Raw genomic sequence first — 22,052 nt, 5'->3', positions numbered from 1 at the left:
ATAACCCCCACTTTTTATCTTAATTTTTTTATTCGGTCACTCTGGCTGATAATATCTGTAACTCTCACACCAAAGTTTTCATCAATGACAACCACTTCTCCCTGCGCAATTAACCGGTTATTCACCAGAATATCAACAGGTTCACCTGCCAGTTTATCCAGTTCTATAATTGAACCGGAAGACAATTCAAGAATCTCCTTTACGGAACGTTTGGTTCTTCCCAGCTCGACCGTTACCTGAAGAGGAATATCCAAAAGCATATCCAAATTTTTTGTTTCAGTCTCTTGCATATGGTATGGTTCAAAACTCGAAAAGGCTGCGGGCTGTACATTCGGCTGCACTCCATTTGCATAAGAGCCTCCGAAATGCTGCGGTCCTGAATGCTGAGCCTGGTTTTGAGCAGGTGGATAGCTTTGAGGGTTTGATGCCTGACCCATAACCGGCTGCGAATATGTCGGCTGCTCTCCGGAATAACTCGTTTGAGTGTATGGCTGATCTAATCCGCCTGTGTGTACTTCAGGTTTATGATCATACGAAAGCTGACTTTCCTGATAATCGGGCTGTGTTTGCGCCACTGGCTTCTCTTCAGTTACAGCGCTATTTTCTGGAAGATTCTGACCCGGATTTAATAATTCATTTACTAGGCTTTTGCCAAATTCCAAAGGAAGCAGCTGCATAATATTCGAGTCAATCAGACTGCCAATTTTTAATCGGAACGAAATCCTTACAAGCATTTCATCAGCCGGGACTCGTTCGGCACCTTCTCCCTGAGGCAAATCAAGGATGTCGATTGCCGGCGGTGAAATATCTACCTTTTTACCAAAAATGGTTGACATCGAAGTGGCTGCAGAACCCATCATCTGGTTCATTGCCTCCTGAACAGCGCTTAACTGAATTTCTCCCAGTAGGTCAGCCGGGCTGGTTCCGTCGCCCCCAAGCATTAAGTCAGCAATGATGGCTGCATCTGATTGCTGTATTACAAGCAGGTTGCTTCCAAAGAAACCTTCCGTATAACTCACCTGAATTGCTACATAAGGATGCGGGAATTCATCAGCTAATTTTTTGCGCAAAACAACTGATACAGCAGGTGTTGTGATATCAACTTTTTGATTTAACAAAGTAGACAATGCTGTTGCAGAGCTTCCAAAAGAGATATTGCCGATTTCACCTAATGCATCCTGCTCCATATGGGATAAATAATCTTCTGTTTGAAAAAATGCCTCATTATAACTTTCCGTTTCGTCGCTGTCGTCAGCTGCTCCCCTTAATAGAGCATCAATTTCATCTTGCGAAAGCATATCATCACTCATCATCCTCATCTCCCCCTTTCACAGTGTCTAAAATTTGCACTGCCATTTTTTTATTCATTTTTCCGGGCTGCCCGATGAATTTTGGGATATTGCCGACTTTTATTGTAAGCGCCTGGTCAATCCCCTGGTTTAACTCAATGACATCTCCAATATCGAGTGTTAAGAAATCCTGAATGGCTATGTCAGAACTGCCGAGTTCACATATGACCGGAACTTCCGCTTTCTGAATGTTTCGTTCCAGCCGGGCAATGACCTCCGGCTCCCTTTCCTTTTTGTCCGTCTGCATCCAATAATGTACAGACAGCTTAGGAATAATGGGCTCAAGAACAACGTGAGGGATACATATATTAATCATTCCGCTCGTTTCCCCAATGATCGTATTTAGTGAGATCACGACAACTGTTTCATTTGGAGAGACCATTTGCAGAAATTGCGGATTTACCTCAAAATCAAATAATATCGGATCAATGTCAGCGATTGTACTCCAGGCTTCCCTTAAGTTTTCAAAAGCCCTTTCAAATGTAGCTGACATGATTTTTGTTTCAATTTCTGTTAAATTATCAATTTTATTGATGCTTGTTCCTCTGCCGCCCATCAGCCTGTCCATCATGGCATAGGCCACGTTCGGGTTCACTTCCATGAGAATTCTTCCATCCAGAGGGGGCACTTCAATTACATTCAATATGGTCATTTTCGGTATGGACCGGATAAATTCTTCATATGGTATCTGGTCCGCAGAAGCAACCGAAATCTGCACATAGGTCCTTAGCTGCGCAGAAAAAAAGGTAGTTAAAAGCCGGGCAAAATTCTCATGAATTCTCGTTAAACTTCGTATTTGATCTTTAGAAAATCTTAATGCTCTTTTAAAATCATAAACTTTTACTTTTTTCTCAGTTTGTTCCTTTTTCAGCTCATCTGCATCCATTTCTCCGGTAGAGAGAGCCGAAAGCAGGGCATCAATCTCGCTCTGCGATAAAACCTCACCTGACATGAATCTTCACCTCCATCTAATGCAGTTAATTATTTGGTTATCACTGGAGGAGAGATTCGGTAATGTACACCTGAACGATCTTTCCTTCTTGCATTAAACCGTTAATCTTGGTTTTTAAATCTTCCTGCAGCTTGATTTGGCCTTCTTTCCCCTGTATATCCTCTGCTTTCATTTCGGACAATTCCTGAATGATGAGATTTTTCACCTGAAAATCTCTTTTTTGCAATTCCTCTTTTGCTTTTTTGTTTTCAGTCTGAATTTTAAAAGAAATCCTGATATAATCATCACTCGCTAAATTAGCTGTTACCTGCGGAATATCAACAGAGGCCTCCAGAACTTCATCTATGTCTGGCTCATTTGAACCATCATCATCCGTAAATTTCATCACAATCACCAGGGCAATAGCTCCTACAAGCGTGATCGCTACAAGCATCATTAACATAATCATTAATAGCTTATTATTCTTCATTTTCATTCCCCTCCGCCAGCTGCTGCCCCAGTAGATTAACAGATTGATAAAATTTAATAATCGATTGCATGACTCGATCTTCAGATTCCTTTACAACATACTTCTTCCCATTCGTGAGCGTAATTGTAGTATCTGGAAAAGACTCTACTGTTTCTATGTACAAAGCATTCAATACAAAAGTTTTGCCGTTCAGGCGAGATACTTTAATCAATGTTTTTTTCAGGGCTAAAGATCCTGTACCTTCAGCCCTGACCCTCCTTTAGATTAACGTTTTAAATTAACAAGCTCCTGCAGGATTTCATCAGATGTTGTTATGATGCGGGTGTTTGCCTGGAATCCGCGCTGCGCTGTGATCATTTCAGTGAATTCTTCTGACAGGTCTACATTGGACATTTCCAGGGAGCCGGAAGCGATTGAGCCACGTCCATCACCTGCTACATTGATATTTGCTGTACCAGAGTTAATAGATTCCTGGAATAAATTGTTGCCAGCTTTGGTTAGACCTGATGGATTGCTGAATTTAGCTAATGCTAATTGACCTAAAGTCACAACTAGACCATTAGAATATACACCATTAATCTCTCCAAGAGCACCGATATTAAAGCTTTCTAAAGCACCTTCTGTGTTTCCATTAGGATTTACTAAAGCAGTAGTTGTCCCATTTTTCTGTGTTAAATTACTAAAATCAAAACTTACTGTTATATTCTTAACACTTTCATCAGCAGCAGCAGTACTTGGGTCATCATTTATACCTGAAGGAATACTTATCGACTTACCTGTAACAAGAGCATTAGCAGCATTTATTTTACCATTTACAAAAGTTAATGTGTGATCAGGAGTAACACCGGCACCATTAGGATCTTTATTAATAAATAATTCCCATTGATTGCTTGTAGTTGTCTTTTTAAAATGAACCTCTACTGATCTTTCTTCTCCAAGCTCATCAACAATCTTTATTTGTTGAGTAAAGATAGAACCATTATTAGAATTTGCAGCTAAGTTTTCAGAAAATGTTATTTTGTCCGTTTTTACAGCAGGTAATAAAGCATTAACATTCACTGAAACATCGCCAATTTGACCAGTTGATTTCCCGGTAGCAGGATCAACTTCATAAGCTTGAACTTTCATACCATCGCCATTAACTAAAGTTCCATTATCATCTAAATAAAGATTTCCTGCTCTGGTAAAAAATTGTGCATCCCCTTGTTTTACAACAAAATATCCATCACCGGAAATAGCAAGATCAAGTGATCGTCCAGTAGTTTGCAAACTAGATTGCGTATGAATCGTATCAATCGTAGCAATCGTCGAACCCAGTCCAACCTGCATCGGGTTTTTACCACCGCGATTATCCTGGGCGGCACTTGCTCCGGAAATTGTCTGGTTCATCGTATCTTTAAAAGTTACACGGCCCTTTTTGTAGCCGAATGTGTTTACATTCGCAATATTATTTCCAATAACATCAAGCTTCGTTTGGAAGTTTTTCATACCGCTTATTCCTGAGTACATAGAACGTAGCATATCTTAAATTGCTCCTCTCATTATTGGCAGCTTCTGTCATTCCGCAGCCCAGGCTTCCTTTATAAAGGTCCAGCCTTGTTAATTTAATCAAGAATAATAGTTCCATTAATGTTGGTGAATATTTGAGTACCTGCTTCTTGTCTATCCATAGCAGTTATTACTGTATTGTTTTTGGCGCTTACAACAAGTGCAGCATCTTTCAGTAATACAAGCGATTCATTTACACCCAGCTTTTTTGCTTCACGCATTTTATTTTCAATTTGATGCCAGCGTTCACTTGTAATTTCTATGCCTCTTTGGTTCATCCGCTGTTCTGCATGTTTACTGACAATTAGTTTGCAGTTATTTTCCAGGGCAGTCTGCAAATGATTTGAAAAACCATTTTGCACCTTGTTTGGTAAATGAACAGTGCTAGCCTGTTTGGTGACTGCATTCTGGGTATGGATCGGACGAAACATCAACTTATCCATCCAATCACACTCCTTTGTTTATTCAACACCGATTATTTGAGACGCTGTTATGCTCATTTTGCCATCTTCCAATTGGAAAAGTGTCTTGCCATCTCTAAAAGAAACTGACTTGATTATAGAAGAATCTTCCTTTTCGTCAGCATTCAGAAAAGTAACCTTTTTGCCTATCATCATACTGGCCTGCTGTACATGACTATCATTAGATGCTTCTTTAACCTCTGATATATTTGCAGGTTCCAGCTTGGTTCCATCTTCTAAGATAAAGAGGACACTGCTGTCCTTAAATAGAATAGAAGCTACTTTGCCATTCCCCTCTTCAATAGTTGGCGGCTTAGCTGGATCATCTGATTCTTTCAATTTATGCCATGTAACATTCTTCCCAACAAATTGATTGTATGAAATTAATTGATTTTGCTCATTGGCTTGTACAAACTTCTCCATCGTCTTATTCATATTGGTCATCTGCTCCAAAGACGAGAATGTTGCCATTTGCGCAATGAAGTCTTTGTCCTGCATCGGATTCATGGGATCCTGGTTTTGCAGCTGTGTCATTAGAATTTTCAGAAAATCATCTTTGCCTAATATATCTGAGCCGGTTTTTCGAGTTTGGCTTTGGTAGTTTGATAGCATTAAGGAAGAATCTATTGTATTTGCCATTTACTATCACTCCTATGCTTCTGTATTAAGAAGTGCTTCTTCAAAAGAGCTGTTAAATTCTCTCTCAGGCTGCGTATTATCATCCTTATTCTGCTGCTGCCTCTGTTCCTGCTGCTGAGGATCTTTGTTGAAGGCCCGATCCTGCTGTGTCATTTGCTGAGAGATTTCTATTCTCTCTATCTGGATACTTTGTGAACTAAAGGCCTGCTTCAATCCGTTAATATGTGAATCCAGAATTTCTTTTGCTGCTCCAGAGGAAGTAAGTATCCTGGCAATCATCGCAGAGTCCTTTTGAATAAGCTCTATACGCAGCGCTCCAAGATGGTCAGGGTTAAGCTTAATAAATAGCTTTTGTGTCCCTCCCGTTTTAAGGAAGCTGCTCCGGGATAATATGTTTTCAAATTGCTGCATAATCTGGTCTGCACTTACTGTCTTTCCCTGTGGATTTAAGAGAGACATCTGTTCAGGTTTAGAAAAGGTTTGAACCTGAATAAATCCCTGTAAACCAGTTTCTGCTCTGTGAACAATTTTAGCGGCAGTCTGACCCGCAGGTTCATTAGCAGCATTCTTTTGTTGTTTTAAAGAGTTTAATTCGCTTGCGAGCGGGGTAACAATTTTCTGTAAAATACCCTCTCTATTGTTTAGCAGACTCTCAATTTTCACTTGAACATCTTTCAGGAAATCTTTCAGATTTAATTTACTAGTGTGAAAGTCTTGTTTCGAAGAAAGCAATTCATACAATTTCAGAACCTTTAATGCCCCGCTAAGATCTTTGCCCTCCAAGTTGATGCTTATCTTATGATTTGATATTGCAGAAATTAGTAAACTGATTTTATTTTCTGCATCTATATCTTCTTCAGGATATACATCCTTACGCTTTACTTCCGGAAGAACATGTCCAATAAAACCTTCAAGCATTTGCACCAATTCTTCCTGTGAAAGATCCAGCTGCTCTGAAATGATTTCAATGATGTCAGTTCCATTTTGAAAGGAATTCTTCCCTAGCAGCTCGCTTCCATTTTCTATTTCAGAGATCTCACTTACTTTAAGAAATTTAATTATTTCCTGTAACTGTTCAATCCTATTCTCATCTGCAGCAGAAGTTAAGCTTTCTCCTTGAGCTTTAGCGGTTCCGGTTAAAGCGGAGAAAAGACTTCCAAAACCACTGCTGGATGCATCCTGCAGAGATACTTTATCTTCGGATGAATATTGTGACTGAATAAATCCCAATCCTCCAATTTCCACTTAGTTTCACCTCCTCTCAAAACTTGGTGTTAATCATCCGATCCGCTTTTTTCTTTGGCTGCCGTCAGGAGTGCTGTATATCGAGCGGCATCTTCCGGGTTCATCTTCTCCATAATGGCAGCCAGCGCGTCAGAATTAACATTTGATAATATTTTTACAGCTTCTTCATCCTTCATCTCAGTTAGAATGGGTGCTGCTTTTTTAGCAGAAATATTTTCATAAGTCTTTACGATATCTTTAAAGGCCCGCTTGTTCTCTTCCTTTATAGCCGTAAGCTCGCTGATTTCTTCCTCCAGCCTTTGCTTTTCGAGCCCTGCTCTTTCTATTTCCAGCTCTTTGCTGTCAAGCTCGCTTTCCAGCTGAGATATTCTTGCTTCACGATCTTTAACTTCTGCCTGCAGTCCGATGAGCTGCTCTTCCATTACTTCCTGTGAACGGGACTTCTTATCATCAAACACCGTAGCTAAAAATGGCACTTCCTGGCTATATTTTTTGGCTGTTTCAAAAATATTGTTTCCTGATAGCGTGAAAACCAGCAGGGCTACAGTTATTACGAACAGGATCGGGATTAAGAAAGCAAATATAAACCATTGAAACCGGCTAGTTTTGCGTGTCTCTTGCTTTTCTGGTATTTTTTCCATTTAACCACCTAATTTCCCCGATTCATATACAGCTGAATCGAGATATCATCCATTTGCCTTCCTTCTGCTTGCTTCATGCTTTCCAAAAATCCTGCTAAATCTTTTTCTTGAATTTTTTCAAATTTCTTTACTTCAATATTTTTTTCCATTAGTTTTTCCTGCTGGAAATTCATTTGGCTTCTTGCATTTGCGACCATCTTTTGATAATGGTCAATTGTTTTCTCAATGCTGCTCACAAAATGCTGGTGATGCCTGATTTCCTGAACCGGAAGTCCTTCAGCCAGTCTTGATTGCTGATATTCTTCCAGATCTTCTTTCTTTTTCAGCAGATCGTACAGTTTCTTTGCAGTTTCTTCAAATCGTTTTACAGCCTGATTATATACATCAAATGCCTGATCTTTTTCTCTTTCTTTAATCGTCAGGATTTTATTGAATTTAAATTGGTACTGCATTTATTATTCCCCTTTTCCAGCTAATCCCTTTAATTGGCCAACGCTTTCCAAGATAGAAATTTTTTCGTTCGTTTCTTGTTTCAAAAAAGAGATGATCGAAGGATATAATCGTATAGCTTCATCTATTTCCATCGATGAGCCGCGTTTGTAGGCTCCAATATTAATTAAATCCTCTGCATTGATATATGTGCTCAGCATTTCTCTTACCTTTTCAGCTGATTTAACATGAGATGCATCTGCTATATGATTCATTACACGGCTTACACTTTTCAATACATTAATAGCTGGATACTGTCCCTTGTTCGCTAATGACCGGTCAAGAACAAAGTGTCCATCCAATATTCCCCTGACTGTATCCGCGATTGGCTCATTCATATCGTCCCCGTCCACCAGTACGGTATAAAATGCCGTTATAGAGCCGTATTCGTTTGTACCTGTTCTTTCAAGAAGCTTAGGCAATACAGCAAAAACAGATGGCGTATACCCTTTAGTTGTTGGCGGTTCTCCGACTGCAAGACCGACTTCCCGCTGAGCCATTGCCACCCTGGTTACTGAATCCATCATTAACATGACATTTAAGCCTTTGTCCCTGAAATATTCAGCAATTGCTGTGGCTGTGTATGCCCCTTTAATTCTCATGAGTGCCGGCTGGTCAGACGTAGCGACAACCACTATGGATCTTCTCAAACCTTCCGGCCCCAGGTCCCTCTCAATAAACTCCCTGACCTCTCTGCCCCTCTCGCCAATAAGGGCAATCACATTTAGATCTGCATTAGTATTGCGGGCTATCATTCCAAGAAGAGTGCTCTTCCCAACTCCGCTACCTGCAAATATCCCGACCCGCTGTCCGTTTCCTACAGTCAGCAGACTGTCGATCATTCTTACACCTACTTCAATAGGTTCAGAAATCGGCGGTCTTTTCAGAGGATTAGGAGGAGTTTGTTCCGTTAGGACTGGCGTCAGCCCTTTTGGCAGCAAGGACCCGTCGAGAGGCTGTCCCAGTGAATCTATTGCTTGTCCAATTAGAGCCGGGCCTATCTTCACCTCAAGAGGTCTCGAGGTTGTCTCGACAAGAGAGCCTGGTGAAATATCCTGTACATCTGTATAAGGCATAAGTATCACATTCTCATTCTTAAATCCGACTACTTCCGCCTGGATCTTTCTTGTGCGTCCTTTGCCGATATGAATAATGCATACATCCCCAATAGAACTTTCCGGGCCTTGGGACTCAATCATCAGACCCACTACTCTTTTTACTCTGCCAAAACGCTTAAAGCTATCAATTTTTTCTATCTCGCTGATCAGCTGTTCAAGTTTCAATTTGGTTCACTCTCCAGCATCTCAAAGAGTTTTCTTTTTATTTCTTCAAGCTGGCTGTCAACACTGGCTTCAATTCGTCCGTTGGCTGATTCAATTATGCAGCTTGTATTACTTAGTTCCTCATCCGGATAAATATATAAATCTGTCTCTTTAGGAAATACCCGGATTAGTTCTTCCTTATGAGACAAAAGCAAATCATAGTGCATTGGGTGTACATGAAGCTGAATCTCAGTATATTCTCTCGCTTCTTTTAAAGCCCTTTTTACTATAGAAAGGAATTGGTCACTATTCTGTTCAAGAACTTCGCTGAGTATTTTCCCTGCAACCTTTAATCCGAGGTTCAGTATGGTCCGTTCAGATGATTCGATGTGCTGCTGATAATCATGTTTGGCTGTGTTTACAACTTCTCTTGCCATATGAATCAGTTCACTGTATTCCCTGAGACCGCTTTGTCTGCCTTCATCAGCTCCAGCAGCAAACCCTTGTATTCTGGCTTCTTCAAATATTTTTTGTTTTTCCTGTTCAAGCGCCATGCGTTGTTCGTCCATTTGCCGGGCCACATTTTCAGAATCTATTCTTGCAGCGTTTAGAATCCTCTCAGCTTCCTCACGGGCACTGTTCAGCATAGCTTGAAGCTCTTCATGGGGACTCGCAGCACTCTGCTCCACTGTCTCTTCTTTGTGATTTGAATTACTTTGCAGCAGTCTGATCGAAATGACTTTCTTTTCTTCTTTTGGCACTGCGGGAGAGTATGATTTTATTAGCCTAGACAATAATATCATCTCCTCCGCCGCGAGCGACGATGATCTCCCCTGATTCTTCCAGTCTTCTTATTATGCCAACTATTCTTGATTGAGCTTCTTCAACATCTCTTAATCTCACAGGACCCATGTATTCCATTTCATCCTTAAAGGTTTCAACCATTCTGGAAGACATGTTTTTAAAGACAATTCCTTTAACTTCTTCACTGGATACCTTGAGTGAAAGCATAAGGTCTTCACTTTCACAATCCCGGATAACACGCTGTATAGCGCGACTGTCAAGAGTAACGATGTCTTCAAACACAAACATCCTCTTCTTAATTTCTTCAGCAAGCTCCGGATCCTGAATCTCCAGTGCATCCAGAATAGTCCTTTCTGTTGCACGATCAACTCCATTAAGAACATCTACCACAGACTCGATGCCGCCGGTCTGAGTATAATCCTGAGTTACAGTAGAAGACAGCTTTCTTTCAAGAATCTGTTCAACTTCATTAATAATCTCAGGAGATGTACTATCCATAACAGCAATCCTTCTTGCAATATCCGCCTGCATTTCCTGCGGCAGCTCTGACAGAATTTGCCCTGCCTGTGCTGGATCTAGATAAGATAATATCAAGGAGATCGTTTGCGGATGTTCATTCTGAATAAAATTCAGGATTTGTGCCGGATCTGCTTTTCTGGCGAAATCGAATGGCCTTACCTGCAGAGAAGACGTCAATCTGTTAATAATAGCTGAAGCCTGCTCTGTACCGAGTGCTTTTTCCAGAACTGTTTTTGCATATCCAATTCCTCCCTGCGTAATATAATCCTGCGCAAGGGCAATTTGATGGAATTCTTCGAGAATTTCTTCTTTTGCAACCGAATCAACTTTTCGGACTCCTGAGATCTCCAGGGTCAATTTTTCAATTTCTTCCTCGCTTAGGTGTTTATAAACAGAGGATGCAACATCAGGACCAAGAGAAATAAGAAGAATAGCCGCTTTTTGCTTACCTGTGAGTTCTCTTTGTTCTTTTTTTGGCATTTTTTATCCTCCTTAATCTTCTGCGATCCATGTGCGAAGAAGCTTCGCAAAGTCTTCAGGCTTTTCCTTTGCCATTTTCTCCAGCTGTTTGCGCCTCATTGTACTTTCTGTTTCATGCTCGTCATTAACATCCGGAAGGTTGAATGTCTCTGGTTCCTGTAATTCAATCTCTTCTTCTTGTTTCTGCTTCTTTCTGGCTTTGGCAAAAAGGAAGATTAATAGAGCAATGATAATAAGCAATACTCCCCCGATTGCATAAATCCACCAGGGAATGCTGGTGCTTGCCTGATCAGGGAACTCAACTTTACCGTTGAATGGCTGTACTGAAACGACAATTTTATCCTGAATTGCCTCATCTGTTAATTCTGCATCAGCTGCCGCATCCTTATTAATTGTCGTGCGGACTACAGTTCCAAGAATTTGAGTAATATCATTAATTCTCTCTTGCGGAAGCGATGCAGGGTCATCCGCTGTCGGCGGTTCCACCATTACCTGAATGCCCAGGTCTCTGACTTTATATGGGCTTTCAACGATCTCTTTGCGGATTTTATTTACTTCATTATTAATAGTCTCTTCTATTCGTTCATAATCCCCGTTGGAATTTCCGCTTTCCTGATAAGTAGCAGCGTCAGTGCCCGCAGGTTCATCATTGCCTCCAGCCGGAGTAAATCCGCCTGCAGCATCACCGTTTCCAGTAAACGTTTCCGTAATCTTTTGAGCACTGATCGCTATACCTTCCATATTTTCTTCATCAACAGGCGTAACCAGGTTTTCTTCCCTGTTTTCCTGGGTAAAGTCAATATCGGCAGTTACGGATACAACCACCTTATCCTGTCCCATTAAAGTGCCCAGCATATTCTGTACCTGGCGCTGTACATCACGCTCAATTTCTTTTTTGATTTCATGCTGTGCCGCAAAAGTGCTTTCAGGAGAAGAATTTTGTTCATTTTTTAAATCAAAATACTCAAAAAACTGGTTGGTAATGACGATATTATCAGTGGGAAGGTTTGGTACACTTTTCGCAGCCAGGTGATAAAGCGCCTGAATTTGCGATTCTTCAAACTGATGACCTGGTTTTGTGTTAAGGACAATAGATGCGGAGGCTTCCTCTGAAGGATCATTTACAAAGATGCCTTTCGCCGGGAGGTTAATCATTACCTTGGCATCATTGACTCCATCGATCCCTTTCATCAAATTCGCAAGCTCAGTCTGCATTGCTTCCAGCTTTAGAACATTGAACTCGTTTTCTGTCATGCCAATCCCTGCATTTTGGCTGAAAAATGAATAATCAATGCTTCCTGATTTCGGAATTCCTTCTGCTGCCAGTTCTACTTTCAGGGTATCTACTGACTCTTCAGGTACTTTAATTGTAGTTCCGCCATCTGCTATTTCTGATACAATTCCTCTAGTATCGAGACTTTCTTTTATCGTTCCAGTTTCTGAAGGTGTCAGGTTGCTGTATAGAGGAACGAGATTGGTCCTGGTACTAAAGATAGCTGCAGCTGCAATCAGCAGTATACATATTGCAGCTGCACTAATCATAATTGTCTTTTGTTTTTTTGACCTGCTTCCCCAGTACTCTTTCAATTTGCTTATATATCTCTGCAGCGTCTCTTTCATCACAATCCTCCGGTTATTCTGTCTTAGCTAATAACCGCCATAACTAGTTTTTAGCTTTAATCAATTTCCTTCATTAAAAAATTGAAAAAACCCCACCAATCAGCGGATTCTTTCAATTCCTAAGTTTTTTCAATGAAACAGCTGTATTATTAAACCTGCATTCTCATAGCTTCCTGATAAGCTTCAATAACTTTATTTCTAATTTCCAGTGCAGCCTGCATTGTAATGCTCGCTTTTTGAGATGTAATCATCACCTGGTGAAGATCAATATTTTCTCCCCTAGCAAGTTTTTCAGTCATAACATCTGACTGAATCTGTGCATTATTGATGTTTTCAATTGATTGCTTTAAGACCGACGAAAAACTCTGCTGAGCATCGAATGATGTATACGTATGAGTCTTTTGATTTTCAGCAGGCTTTATAGCATTTACTGGCATAAAAGTTACATTATTCATTTAAGGTTCTCCTTATTTGCCGATTTCCAAAGCTTTCATCATCATGCCTTTAGAGGCATTAAAAACCGTTACATTTGCTTCATAGGATCTTGTTGCACTAATAAGATCTGTCATTTCTCTCAAAGGGTCCACATTGGGCATTTCAACATATCCATCTTCATTAGCATCAACATGGGAAGGATCATAAACCATTTTAGTTGGGGTCACCCGATCTTCTACAATTCTTGACACCTTTACTCCATTCCCTGCAGAACTACCTCCTTTTTGGCTCATGGCCATATTTAAAAAAGAGGAAAATTGTCCTTCTCTCGGTTCCAGTACTACCGACTTCCTTCTGTAGGGTCCATCTCCATTTATACTTCTTGTAGAATCTGCATTGGCCATATTAGAAGAAATTACATCCATACGGAGCCTTTGGGCAGTTAGTGCCGATGCAGTGTTATTCATACTATGAAACATAGACATTACTATTTGCCTCCCCGCAATACATTCTGCAGACTGGAAAACTTACCGCTTACCCGTTCAATAACTGCATTATAGTAAATCTGATTTGTAGCCAGTTCCGCCATTTCCTTATCTAAATCAACGCTATTGCCATTATGATTGTAAGAAGTATCAGGTTTTGTCACTATACCTTGCCCTGAGGATGAACCATTTTTAAAATCGTAATGTCTGTAGTCACTTTTTTTTGCTTCCATTGAATCATTTAAAGCGTTTTTGAAAGCAGCTTTAAAGCTGGCATCTTTTGCTTTATAGTTTGGAGTATCTGCATTTGCAATATTTTGTGATATTACTTTTTGTTTAAGCGAAGAATAGTTCAGTGCTTGTTCTAATGTAGATATAGTACCGGAAAACAGCTTCAATCATAACACCTCGTATTAAAAACAATTTTTACATGGTAATTATTGTAGAATTTTGGTGATAATGGACAAAATATGTCATCATAAACATTATTGTAATGAATATGAAATAATATGTCTATGTACTTAAGGTTAAAATTAGTGATTCTTTCGACCTATTTTCGACAAATCTTTTAAATATGCTGAAAGTTATATAAGTATTTTTGTAATAATTACCATAATTACTATATCCTTTATCCTTTCTGATTTTTCCTTACATCTCCTTCAATAGTTCTTTTTTACTATTTTTTTTAATATTACACTTTATGATTAGGTTATCTATGACTAATGAACTTATAAATTTTGTTTTAATTACATAAATTTACCAAATTTATTCGTAATAATTTTGTAACAAAAAAACCCGCCACTGAGGGACGGGTTTCAGATTATATTAGTTGGATTTAAGCTTTTCCAATTCAACCAGGAACTTATCATTTAGGACTTTAATATACGTACCCTTCATTCCTAAAGAACGGGACTCAATAACTCCTGCACTTTCCAGTTTTCTTAGGGCATTTACGATTACAGAGCGGGTAATTCCTACACGATCAGCAATTTTTGACGCAACAAGAAGTCCTTCGTTGCCGTTAAGCTCTTCGAAAATATGCTCGATCGCTTCAAGCTCGCTGTAAGAAAGAGAACTGATTGCCATTTGCACAACAGCTTTGCTGCGCGCTTCTTCTTCAATTTCTTCCGCTTTTTCACGCAGAATTTCCATGCCAACTACAGTAGCACCATATTCAGCAAGAATTAAATCATCATCATGGAACTGTTCCTGCAATCTCGCAAGAATAAGTGTGCCGAGACGCTCACCGCCGCCAATGATTGGAACAATTGTAGTCAAACCACTTGCAAAAAGGTCCTTGTTTTCAACTGGGAATGCAGTATATTCGCTTTCCATATCCAGGTTTGATGAAGTTTCCTGGATGTTAAATAAGTTTTTCGTATATTCCTCAGGGAACTGACGATCTTCAAGCATTTGCTTCATGCGTTCATTCTCGATTTGCTGGTTTACTGCAAATCCAAGCAGTTTGCCCCTGCGGCTTACTACGAAGATATTTGCTTCGATTACATCACTAAGTGTTTCTGACATTTCTTTGAAGTTAACCGGCTTTCCGGCTGCCCTTTGAAGCATTGCATTAATTTTTCTTGTTTTTGTTAATAAATCCATTGTATTTCCTCCTATTTGCTGCAACCCATAAACATATATTTTGTTAAAATTAGATATCTAATTGCTTCTGTTTGAATCAAAAGTAATTTTACTTTTTTCAGGATTCACTTTCCGTTACCCTCTGTCCTTAATCTTTAAACTATGAGATCACAGAATAAACTGGCTTAAATCCTTATTGCGGGATATGGCTCCGAGCTTTTCCTCAACATACTGAGGGGTAATCGTGATTTTTTCCATGGTGATGTCCGGTGCTTCAAACGATAAATCTTCGAGCAGCTTTTCCATGATTGTATGAAGACGCCTTGCACCGATATTATCTGTATTTTGATTAACTTCGAAAGCAAATTGAGCAATCCTACGAATAGCATCGTCAGAAAATTCAATTTGTATACCTTCAGTTACCAATAATGCTTCATATTGTTTAATTAAGGCATTATCGGGCTCCACAAGTATTTTGTAGAAGTCTTCTACCGTTAGCTTTGTAAGCTCGACACGAATCGGAAAACGTCCCTGTAATTCAGGAATAAGGTCAGAGGGCTTAGCCATATGGAAAGCACCCGCAGCAATAAACAATACATGATCCGTTTTAACAGAACCGTATTTGGTTACTACTGTTGAACCTTCTACCACCGGCAAAATATCTCTTTGAACCCCTTCCCTTGAGACATCTGCTGATGAACCGCCGCTGTTTTTGCTGGCAATTTTATCGATCTCATCAATGAATATTATTCCTGACTGTTCAGCACGGAATACAGCCTCCTGGCTGACTTCATCCATATCAATCAGCTTTTGGGCTTCTTCATTTGTCAGGATCTTTCTGGCTTCCCTTACAGTCAGTTTTCTCTTTTTCCTTTTCTTTGGCATAAGGCTGCTGAGGGCATCCTGCATATTCATGCCCATTTGCTCCATCCCAGAGCCCTGCAGCATGTCAAACATGGAAGGCTGCTGCTCTTCCACCTCAACGGTAATCACTTCATTTTCCAATTCGCCAAGTGCAAGCTTTTCTTTTACAATCTTGCGCTTTTCCTGAAGATTTAAATCTTCTGTCTGATTCGTATCCTGCTGCTGATCATTACCTCCGCCAAATAGCATTTCAAGTGGATTTTTATAATTAGCGGCCTTTTTGGCACCAGGCACAAGCAGTTCAAGTATGCGGCGGTTGGCACTTTCTTCTGCTCTTTCCCTTACACTGGCCATCTTCTCTTCTTTTACCAGACGGACGGATGTTTCCACAAGATCTCTGACCATGGATTCAACATCCCTGCCCACATATCCTACTTCAGTGAATTTGGTTGCCTCCACTTTTACAAATGGTGCGCCCACCAATTTAGCCATTCTGCGCGCTATTTCAGTTTTTCCAACACCAGTTGGCCCGATCATCAATATATTTTTAGGATTTACTTCTTCCCGCAATTTTTCTTCCAGCAAGCTGCGGCGATAACGATTTCGAAGAGCTATAGCAACCGCTTTTTTTGCATCCTTTTGACCGATAATATATTGATCCAAGCGCTCAACAATTTGGCGCGGAGTTAAGCTTGTTCCTTTACCCATTCAACAGCACTCCTTTATTAGAGTTCTTCCACAATAATATTGTGGTTTGTATATACACATATTTCGGCAGCCATTTCAAGTGAGGCCTTGGCAATTTCTCTTGCTGACAAGTGTTCGCCTGCGAACCTTTTTAAAGAACGTCCTGCTGCCAGAGCATAATTGCCTCCTGATCCAATAGCCAGAATTCCATCATCCGGCTCGATAACTTCACCTGTACCTGAGATAAGCAGCAGACTATCCTTGTTCATAACGATAAGCATTGCTTCAAGCTTGCGCAAAACCTTGTCGCTTCTCCATTCTTTTGCAAGCTCCACAGCTGCTCTCTCAAGGTTGCCATTATACTCTTCAAGCTTTCCTTCAAACATTTCGAATAACGTAAAAGCATCAGCTACTGAGCCTGCAAATCCAGCAAGCACCTTCCCGTTAAAAAGCTTTCTGACTTTTCTTGCAGTGTGTTTCATTACAACTGCATTTCCAAAGGTAACCTGGCCGTCGCCAGACATTGCACATTCTCCATTATGATGCACAGCAAATATTGTTGTTGCATGAAATTCGGACATGAAAGACTCCTCCTTTGGAGCATATTGCCTTTGATTTTTTTCTGCAGACTATTCGATAATGGCTGTTTTTCCGCTACGCCCGCGGATGATGGGCCATATACGTTTTTTTCAAGTATTCATTCGTAACATGTGTATATACCTGGGTCGAAGAAAGAAATGCGTGTCCCAGCAATTCCTGGACCGTTCTCATGTCAGCCCCATTAGCCATTAAATGAGTCGCAAATGTGTGGCGAAGCATATGGGGATGAATTTTGCCTGTTAAGGATGATTTCTCTATGATCCGGTCAAGAATTGTCCTGATTCCCCTTGCTGTAAGAGGACCGCCCCGGGCGTTCAAAAACAAATTTTCCTGCACGTTCCCATTTGCAAGCAATTCTTTACGTCCATGGTTTATGTATGTGTCAATTGCGTCCTGGGCGAAGCTGCCGAAAGGAACATATCGTTCTTTGCTGCCCTTTCCCCGTACAAGAACAGTTGATAAATGCATATCCAGGTCTTTTAAGCGGATTTGACTGCACTCACTTACACGGATGCCGGTTGCATATAATAATTCAAGAAGGGCTTTATTTCTTTGCCCAAGAGGAGTGCTGGATTCACAAGCATTAAAAAGCTGTTTCATTTCCTCTTCATAGAAAAATTCCGGCAGCTTTTTCTGTGCTTTGGGAATGGAAACAAGTGCGAAAGGATTCTCAGCGACTATCTCTTCTCTTAGCAAAAATTTAAAAAAGCTCCTTAGACTTGATATCTTTCTGGCAACAGACTTGCGTGACATCTTTCTTTCAAAAAGATTAGTGAGATGTATCCTGACATCCTGATACTCGACTTTTGTTAAATCTGAAATGGCTTGTTCAGACATGAACATAAAGAACTCACTTATATCATGCTGGTAATGTTCAATAGTATATTGTGAATAATTTTTCTCTATTTGTAAATATTCAATAAACAACTTTAAAGAAACGTTCACATTTTCAGACATTAATTGGTCACCTCGTATGGGCTACTAAATAGTATCACAACTCAGCAGCGCACGCAACATAATTTACAAATTTTTCATAAAGTTCTGAATTGTTCCTAATGCTCTTTCTGCATGTTTTTCATTTCTTTCTTTTTTTCCTCTAATTTTTTCAGGAAGTTCCGGGAATAATCCAAAGTTAGCATTCATAGGCTGGAAACTCTTCGGATTTGCTGTAGTAATATATCGAGCCATACTTCCAATCGCCGTTTCATGAGGAAACTCTATTGGATCTTCTCCTGTAACAAGCCTTGCAGCATTGATGCCTGCCACAAGTCCGCTGGCTGCAGATTCCACATACCCTTCAACTCCGGTCATTTGTCCTGCAAAGAATAAATCATCCCTATTCTTGAACTGATATGTTGCACGAAGGACTTTTGGAGAATTGATGAATGTATTCCGGTGCATAACACCATATCTTACTATCTCAGCATTTTCAAGACCAGGAATCAATCGGATTACTTCTTTTTGAGGACCCCATTTCAGATGTGTCTGAAAACCTACTATATTATAAAGAGTTCCTGCTGCATCATCCTGGCGAAGCTGGACAACTGCATATGGCCTTTTTCCTGTTTTAGGATCTTCTAATCCAACAGGCTTCATCGGGCCGAAAAGCATGGTTTTCTTCCCCCTGTTTGCCATCACTTCTATTGGCATACAGCCCTCGAAAAAGATTTCCTTTTCAAATTCCTTTAACGGAACTGTTTCCGCTGTGGTAAGAGCCTCGTAAAAGCGGTCAAATTCTTCTTCTGTCATTGGACAATTCAGATATGCCGCTTCTCCCTTATCATAACGTGATTTCAAATAAACTTTATTCATATCGATTGAATCTTTTTCGAGAATTGGAGCAGCCGCATCATAAAAATATAAATAATCTTCCCCGGACAGCTCTTTTAATTTTGCGGATAAAGCTTCACTTGTGAGCGGTCCAGTAGCAATAACAGTTGGCCCTTCCGGAATATCTGTTACTTCTTCGTTTATTACTGTTACGTTCGGATGGTTTTTGACTTGTTCGGTTACGCGGGCAGCAAAATCATGGCGGTCAACTGCCAATGCGCCACCGGCAGGAACTGCACTGCTGTCAGCTGAATGGATAATGACAGAATTCAGCTTTCTCATTTCTTCTTTTAAAACCCCGACTGCATTTGTTAAAGTATTTGCACGCAGGGAGTTGCTGCAGACAAGTTCTGCAAATTTATCTGTGTGATGAGCAGGAGTCTGCCTTACCGGCCTCATTTCATATAAATTTACCTTTATCCCCCTGCTGGCAAGCTGCCAAGCGGCCTCACTGCCTGCCAATCCTGCGCCAATTACATTCACTGCTGTATCTTTCATAAATTGAACCTCCATATATATTTATGATGACGATATCATGAATAATTTATATTTATTAAAAACAGTCTCTCTTACTTTACCCTGTTCTTATTCATTTTGCCATTTTACAATACGATTTAAAAATAAAAAAGTTTCATGTACTAATTCCTTTGAAAATAGCCAGACTGGAAGTATTTTGGATCCTCATCCCTCAATAGAAAAGAGTGAGCATTTAAGCTCACCCTTAACTTTGCTTTTCTTCCTTATAGTCGCATTCAACACACTGAACCTGAACACCTTTTTTGAGTTTTTTCTCAACCAGCAGGTTATCACATTTTGGACAGCTTCTCGGCAGGGGCTTATCCCAAGAAATAAAGTCACATTCAGGGAACCTGTCACAGCCGTAGAAGATCCGGCGTTTTTTGCTTTTTCTTTCAATGATATTGCCTTCTTCGCACTTTGGACATTTCACACCGATATCCTTGACAATCGGTTTAGTATTGCGGCAGTCAGGGAAATTGCTGCAGGCCATGAACTTTCCATAGCGTCCCATCTTGAACACCATAGGATTTCCGCATTGTTCGCAATCCTCACCGGCAGGTTCATCCTTAATTTCTACTTCCTGCATTTCCTTTTCCGCTATTTTAAGATTTTTTTCAAAATCTATATAGAAATCATCTATGATCTGTACCCAGTTGACTTTGCCTTCTTCAACATAGTCCAGGTCTTTTTCCATTTTCGCGGTAAACTCGATATCAAGGATTTCAGGGAAGAATTCCATGATTAATTCCAGGACGATTTCACCCAGTTCGGTCGGTATAAAACGTTTATTATCCAGAGCAACATAGCCCCGTTTTTGGATTGTATCAAGTGTCGGAGCGAAGGTGGATGGCCGCCCAATGCCCTGTTCTTCAAGTGTTTTTACCAGCCTTGCCTCAGTATACCTTGGAGGGGGCTGTGTGAAGTGCTGTTTAGGTTCGATGTCTTTTTTAAGGACTTCATCCCCTTCCTTCAGATCAGGGAGCATATTATCTTTTTCCTCCGACTGGTCATCAGTGCCTTCAACATATACTTTCATGAATCCTGCGAATTTCACTTTTGAGCCTGTTGCCCGGAAGATCACTTCACCATTTTTCAAATCAACACTCATGGTGTCCATAACCGCTGGTGCCATTTGGCTTGCAACAAATCGTTCCCATATAAGCCTGTATAATCGAAGCTGATCACGCGACAAGTATTCTTTTAAACTTGCAGGCGATCTTAATGTGCTTGTCGGGCGGATGGCCTCATGGGCATCCTGGGCATTGCTGTTTTTCTTTTCTTTTTTCTTTTCACTCTGCAGGAACTCTTTCCCGTAAGAGCTTTGAATATAGTCCGCAGCTTCACTTTGCGCAATTTCGGATATGCGTGTTGAGTCAGTTCTCATATAAGTGATTAAACCGACAGTTCCTTCCTTGCCGAGTTCAATTCCTTCATAAAGCTGCTGTGCAAGCATCATCGTTTTCTTGGCACGGAAATTTAATTTTCTTGCAGCTTCCTGCTGAAGTGATGACGTAGTAAAAGGGGCTGCCGGATTCCGCCTTCTTTCCTTCTTGGTAACCGATTCCACCTTGAATTTATTGCCCTTCATTTTACTTAAAATATTTTGAACATCGCTTTCCGACTTCAATTCAACTTTTTCATTCTTAAATCCGTAAAATGATGCATCAAAGGCTGTTTTTCCTTTAAGGAATTCCCCATCAATTGACCAGTACTCTTCTGGGATAAAGTCCTTAATTTCCTTTTCACGGTCGATGATCAATCGGACAGCAACAGACTGTACTCTCCCCGCACTTAAGCCTTTTTTCACTTTCTTCCATAGTAAAGGGCTGATATTATAGCCGACCAGTCTGTCCAGCATCCTTCTTGCCTGCTGCGCATCAACAAGATCCATGTTGATCGGCCTAGGATGTTTGAAGGATTCTTTAATGGCATCTTTCGTGATTTCATTAAAGACAACACGGCAATCCGACTTAATATCCATATCCAGGCTATGTGCCAAATGCCAGGCAATGGCTTCACCTTCTCTGTCGGGGTCAGCCGCGAGATAAATTTTCTTAGCTTTTTTGGCCGCTGTCTTAAGCTCCTTTAATACAGGGCCCTTTCCGCGAATTGTTATGTATTTGGGTTCAAAATTATTTTCCACATCAATGCCCATTTGGCTTTTGGGCAGATCCCTGACATGTCCCATGGAAGCTTTTACTTTATATTTTTTTCCTAAATAACGTTCAATCGTTTTTGCCTTTGCAGGTGACTCAACGATAACAAGAAACTCTGACATCAATAGTCCTCCTTGAGAGGGAATTTTAAAACACTCAGGCAAAATCTTTTTGAAACACGGTATTTTTCACCTGCTAAAATTGCCTGTCTTCTTTATCTATATCAATAGAACAGCCTCTTTATTGCATGTGTATTGAAATATTCATTATTATTCTACATTCTATTCAAGTTTGTCAAACTTAATCGGATTATTTCCGCAACCGTTTCCAAGAAAAGATCCTAAATTAACGAACTAAGCATTCTCTTACTTTCATTCATACCTGTTGCAAAATGTATAACAGTTTTAATAGAAT

23 protein-coding genes are annotated in these 22,052 nt (G+C 40.2%); all 23 read right to left on the bottom strand.

Translation table 11 applies throughout. The features are described from left to right. Positions 1-14: 14 nt before the first annotated feature. The 23 genes from fliY to topA all read right to left on the bottom strand — a co-directional run bounded on the left by fliY (position 15) and on the right by topA (position 21,760). Positions 15-1,313, bottom strand: coding sequence for a flagellar motor switch phosphatase FliY (gene fliY / locus BK139_RS00585; protein WP_076255799.1), 1,299 nt, complete (start codon positions 1,311-1,313; stop codon positions 15-17). Further along, a complete protein-coding gene (gene fliM / locus BK139_RS00580; protein ID WP_076255797.1) occupies positions 1,303-2,301 on the bottom strand; it encodes a flagellar motor switch protein FliM in 999 nt (332 codons plus the stop codon). Before fliM ends, fliY begins: the two co-directional genes overlap by 11 nt. A gap of 40 nt (positions 2,302-2,341) precedes the next feature. Next, on the bottom strand, positions 2,342-2,770 hold the full coding sequence (gene fliL, locus BK139_RS00575) for a flagellar basal body-associated protein FliL (protein ID WP_076255795.1): 429 nt from the start codon (positions 2,768-2,770) through the stop codon (positions 2,342-2,344). After that, positions 2,760-2,981, bottom strand: a complete 222-nt coding sequence (locus tag BK139_RS00570; RefSeq protein ID WP_076255794.1) for a flagellar FlbD family protein — start codon at positions 2,979-2,981, stop codon at positions 2,760-2,762. Before BK139_RS00570 ends, fliL begins: the two co-directional genes overlap by 11 nt. A gap of 53 nt (positions 2,982-3,034) precedes the next feature. Continuing rightward, positions 3,035-4,291 (bottom strand): flagellar hook protein FlgE, encoded by a 1,257-nt coding sequence (locus tag BK139_RS00565; RefSeq protein WP_076255792.1) that lies wholly within the window; start codon positions 4,289-4,291, stop codon positions 3,035-3,037. An 83-nt stretch (positions 4,292-4,374) separates the two neighbouring features. Continuing rightward, on the bottom strand, positions 4,375-4,761 hold the full coding sequence (locus tag BK139_RS00560; RefSeq protein ID WP_076255791.1) for a TIGR02530 family flagellar biosynthesis protein: 387 nt from the start codon (positions 4,759-4,761) through the stop codon (positions 4,375-4,377). Positions 4,762-4,779: 18 nt separating this feature from the next. Further along, entirely contained in the window at positions 4,780-5,418 is a 639-nt protein-coding gene (flgD, locus tag BK139_RS00555; protein ID WP_076255789.1) for a flagellar hook assembly protein FlgD, read from the bottom strand. Between the two features lie 12 nt (positions 5,419-5,430). Beyond that, a complete protein-coding gene (locus BK139_RS00550; RefSeq protein WP_076255787.1) occupies positions 5,431-6,663 on the bottom strand; it encodes a flagellar hook-length control protein FliK in 1,233 nt (410 codons plus the stop codon). Positions 6,664-6,692: 29 nt separating this feature from the next. Beyond that, entirely contained in the window at positions 6,693-7,304 is a 612-nt protein-coding gene (locus tag BK139_RS00545; RefSeq protein WP_076255785.1) for a MotE family protein, read from the bottom strand. 8 nt (positions 7,305-7,312) lie between these two features. Next, positions 7,313-7,756 carry a flagellar export protein FliJ gene (gene fliJ, locus BK139_RS00540; RefSeq protein ID WP_076255783.1) on the bottom strand — a complete coding sequence of 148 codons (444 nt, stop codon included), beginning with the start codon at positions 7,754-7,756 and terminating at the stop codon, positions 7,313-7,315. 3 nt (positions 7,757-7,759) lie between these two features. Continuing rightward, positions 7,760-9,076, bottom strand: a complete 1,317-nt coding sequence (fliI, locus tag BK139_RS00535) for a flagellar protein export ATPase FliI (RefSeq protein WP_076255781.1) — start codon at positions 9,074-9,076, stop codon at positions 7,760-7,762. After that, the gene (fliH, locus tag BK139_RS00530; RefSeq protein ID WP_083675265.1) at positions 9,073-9,858 is read right to left on the bottom strand and encodes a flagellar assembly protein FliH; all 786 of its coding nucleotides are present in this window, start codon (positions 9,856-9,858) and stop codon (positions 9,073-9,075) included. Before fliH ends, fliI begins: the two co-directional genes overlap by 4 nt. Continuing rightward, on the bottom strand, positions 9,842-10,858 hold the full coding sequence (fliG, locus tag BK139_RS00525; protein ID WP_076255777.1) for a flagellar motor switch protein FliG: 1,017 nt from the start codon (positions 10,856-10,858) through the stop codon (positions 9,842-9,844). Before fliG ends, fliH begins: the two co-directional genes overlap by 17 nt. A 12-nt stretch (positions 10,859-10,870) precedes the next feature. Continuing rightward, a complete protein-coding gene (gene fliF, locus BK139_RS00520; protein WP_076255776.1) occupies positions 10,871-12,478 on the bottom strand; it encodes a flagellar basal-body MS-ring/collar protein FliF in 1,608 nt (535 codons plus the stop codon). 149 nt (positions 12,479-12,627) lie between these two features. Beyond that, a complete protein-coding gene (gene fliE, locus BK139_RS00515) occupies positions 12,628-12,933 on the bottom strand; it encodes a flagellar hook-basal body complex protein FliE (protein ID WP_076255774.1) in 306 nt (101 codons plus the stop codon). A 12-nt stretch (positions 12,934-12,945) separates the two neighbouring features. Next, a complete protein-coding gene (flgC, locus tag BK139_RS00510; protein ID WP_076255772.1) occupies positions 12,946-13,398 on the bottom strand; it encodes a flagellar basal body rod protein FlgC in 453 nt (150 codons plus the stop codon). 2 nt (positions 13,399-13,400) lie between these two features. Beyond that, entirely contained in the window at positions 13,401-13,796 is a 396-nt protein-coding gene (gene flgB / locus BK139_RS00505) for a flagellar basal body rod protein FlgB (protein ID WP_076255771.1), read from the bottom strand. A gap of 427 nt (positions 13,797-14,223) precedes the next feature. Then, the gene (gene codY / locus BK139_RS00500; RefSeq protein ID WP_035328947.1) at positions 14,224-15,003 is read right to left on the bottom strand and encodes a GTP-sensing pleiotropic transcriptional regulator CodY; all 780 of its coding nucleotides are present in this window, start codon (positions 15,001-15,003) and stop codon (positions 14,224-14,226) included. A gap of 147 nt (positions 15,004-15,150) precedes the next feature. After that, complete coding sequence (hslU, locus tag BK139_RS00495) at positions 15,151-16,554, bottom strand: ATP-dependent protease ATPase subunit HslU (RefSeq protein WP_076255769.1); 1,404 nt, start codon at positions 16,552-16,554, stop codon at positions 15,151-15,153. 17 nt (positions 16,555-16,571) lie between these two features. Beyond that, entirely contained in the window at positions 16,572-17,114 is a 543-nt protein-coding gene (gene hslV / locus BK139_RS00490; RefSeq protein WP_076255766.1) for an ATP-dependent protease subunit HslV, read from the bottom strand. Between the two features lie 73 nt (positions 17,115-17,187). Next, on the bottom strand, positions 17,188-18,090 hold the full coding sequence (gene xerC, locus BK139_RS00485; protein ID WP_076255764.1) for a tyrosine recombinase XerC: 903 nt from the start codon (positions 18,088-18,090) through the stop codon (positions 17,188-17,190). A gap of 63 nt (positions 18,091-18,153) precedes the next feature. Beyond that, positions 18,154-19,461 carry an FADH(2)-oxidizing methylenetetrahydrofolate--tRNA-(uracil(54)-C(5))-methyltransferase TrmFO gene (gene trmFO, locus BK139_RS00480; RefSeq protein ID WP_076255762.1) on the bottom strand — a complete coding sequence of 436 codons (1,308 nt, stop codon included), beginning with the start codon at positions 19,459-19,461 and terminating at the stop codon, positions 18,154-18,156. 223 nt (positions 19,462-19,684) lie between these two features. Continuing rightward, positions 19,685-21,760, bottom strand: coding sequence for a type I DNA topoisomerase (gene topA, locus BK139_RS00475; RefSeq protein ID WP_076255760.1), 2,076 nt, complete (start codon positions 21,758-21,760; stop codon positions 19,685-19,687). Positions 21,761-22,052: the final 292 nt, after the last annotated feature.

It is taken from the genome of Paenibacillus sp. FSL R5-0490 (assembly GCF_001956215.1).
Classification (GTDB): domain Bacteria; phylum Bacillota; class Bacilli; order Bacillales; family Cytobacillaceae; genus Cytobacillus.
Note: the sequence above shows the minus strand (reverse complement) of the source record. Positions and strands in the feature narration are given on the sequence as shown.

Bases quoted from the DNA above. Each gene is read 5' to 3' on its own strand.
- flgC (WP_076255772.1), bottom strand. From the start codon at position 13,398: ATGTCTATGTTTCATAGTATGAATAACACTGCATCGGCACTAACTGCC.
- fliE (WP_076255774.1), bottom strand. From the start codon at position 12,933: ATGAATAATGTAACTTTTATGCCAGTAAATGCTATAAAGCCTGCTGAA.
- fliY (WP_076255799.1), bottom strand. From the start codon at position 1,313: ATGATGAGTGATGATATGCTTTCGCAAGATGAAATTGATGCTCTATTA.
- fliL (WP_076255795.1), bottom strand. From the start codon at position 2,770: ATGAAGAATAATAAGCTATTAATGATTATGTTAATGATGCTTGTAGCG.
- hslU (WP_076255769.1), bottom strand. From the start codon at position 16,554: ATGGGTAAAGGAACAAGCTTAACTCCGCGCCAAATTGTTGAGCGCTTG.
- xerC (WP_076255764.1), bottom strand. From the start codon at position 18,090: ATGTCTGAAAATGTGAACGTTTCTTTAAAGTTGTTTATTGAATATTTA.
- trmFO (WP_076255762.1), bottom strand. From the start codon at position 19,461: ATGAAAGATACAGCAGTGAATGTAATTGGCGCAGGATTGGCAGGCAGT.
- BK139_RS00560 (WP_076255791.1), bottom strand. From the start codon at position 4,761: ATGGATAAGTTGATGTTTCGTCCGATCCATACCCAGAATGCAGTCACC.
- fliH (WP_083675265.1), bottom strand. From the start codon at position 9,858: ATGATATTATTGTCTAGGCTAATAAAATCATACTCTCCCGCAGTGCCA.
- BK139_RS00545 (WP_076255785.1), bottom strand. From the start codon at position 7,304: ATGGAAAAAATACCAGAAAAGCAAGAGACACGCAAAACTAGCCGGTTT.
- topA (WP_076255760.1), bottom strand. From the start codon at position 21,760: ATGTCAGAGTTTCTTGTTATCGTTGAGTCACCTGCAAAGGCAAAAACG.
- hslV (WP_076255766.1), bottom strand. From the start codon at position 17,114: ATGTCCGAATTTCATGCAACAACAATATTTGCTGTGCATCATAATGGA.
- fliF (WP_076255776.1), bottom strand. From the start codon at position 12,478: ATGAAAGAGACGCTGCAGAGATATATAAGCAAATTGAAAGAGTACTGG.
- fliM (WP_076255797.1), bottom strand. From the start codon at position 2,301: ATGTCAGGTGAGGTTTTATCGCAGAGCGAGATTGATGCCCTGCTTTCG.
- fliG (WP_076255777.1), bottom strand. From the start codon at position 10,858: ATGCCAAAAAAAGAACAAAGAGAACTCACAGGTAAGCAAAAAGCGGCT.
- codY (WP_035328947.1), bottom strand. From the start codon at position 15,003: ATGGATTTATTAACAAAAACAAGAAAAATTAATGCAATGCTTCAAAGG.
- flgD (WP_076255789.1), bottom strand. From the start codon at position 5,418: ATGGCAAATACAATAGATTCTTCCTTAATGCTATCAAACTACCAAAGC.
- fliJ (WP_076255783.1), bottom strand. From the start codon at position 7,756: ATGCAGTACCAATTTAAATTCAATAAAATCCTGACGATTAAAGAAAGA.
- BK139_RS00565 (WP_076255792.1), bottom strand. From the start codon at position 4,291: ATGCTACGTTCTATGTACTCAGGAATAAGCGGTATGAAAAACTTCCAA.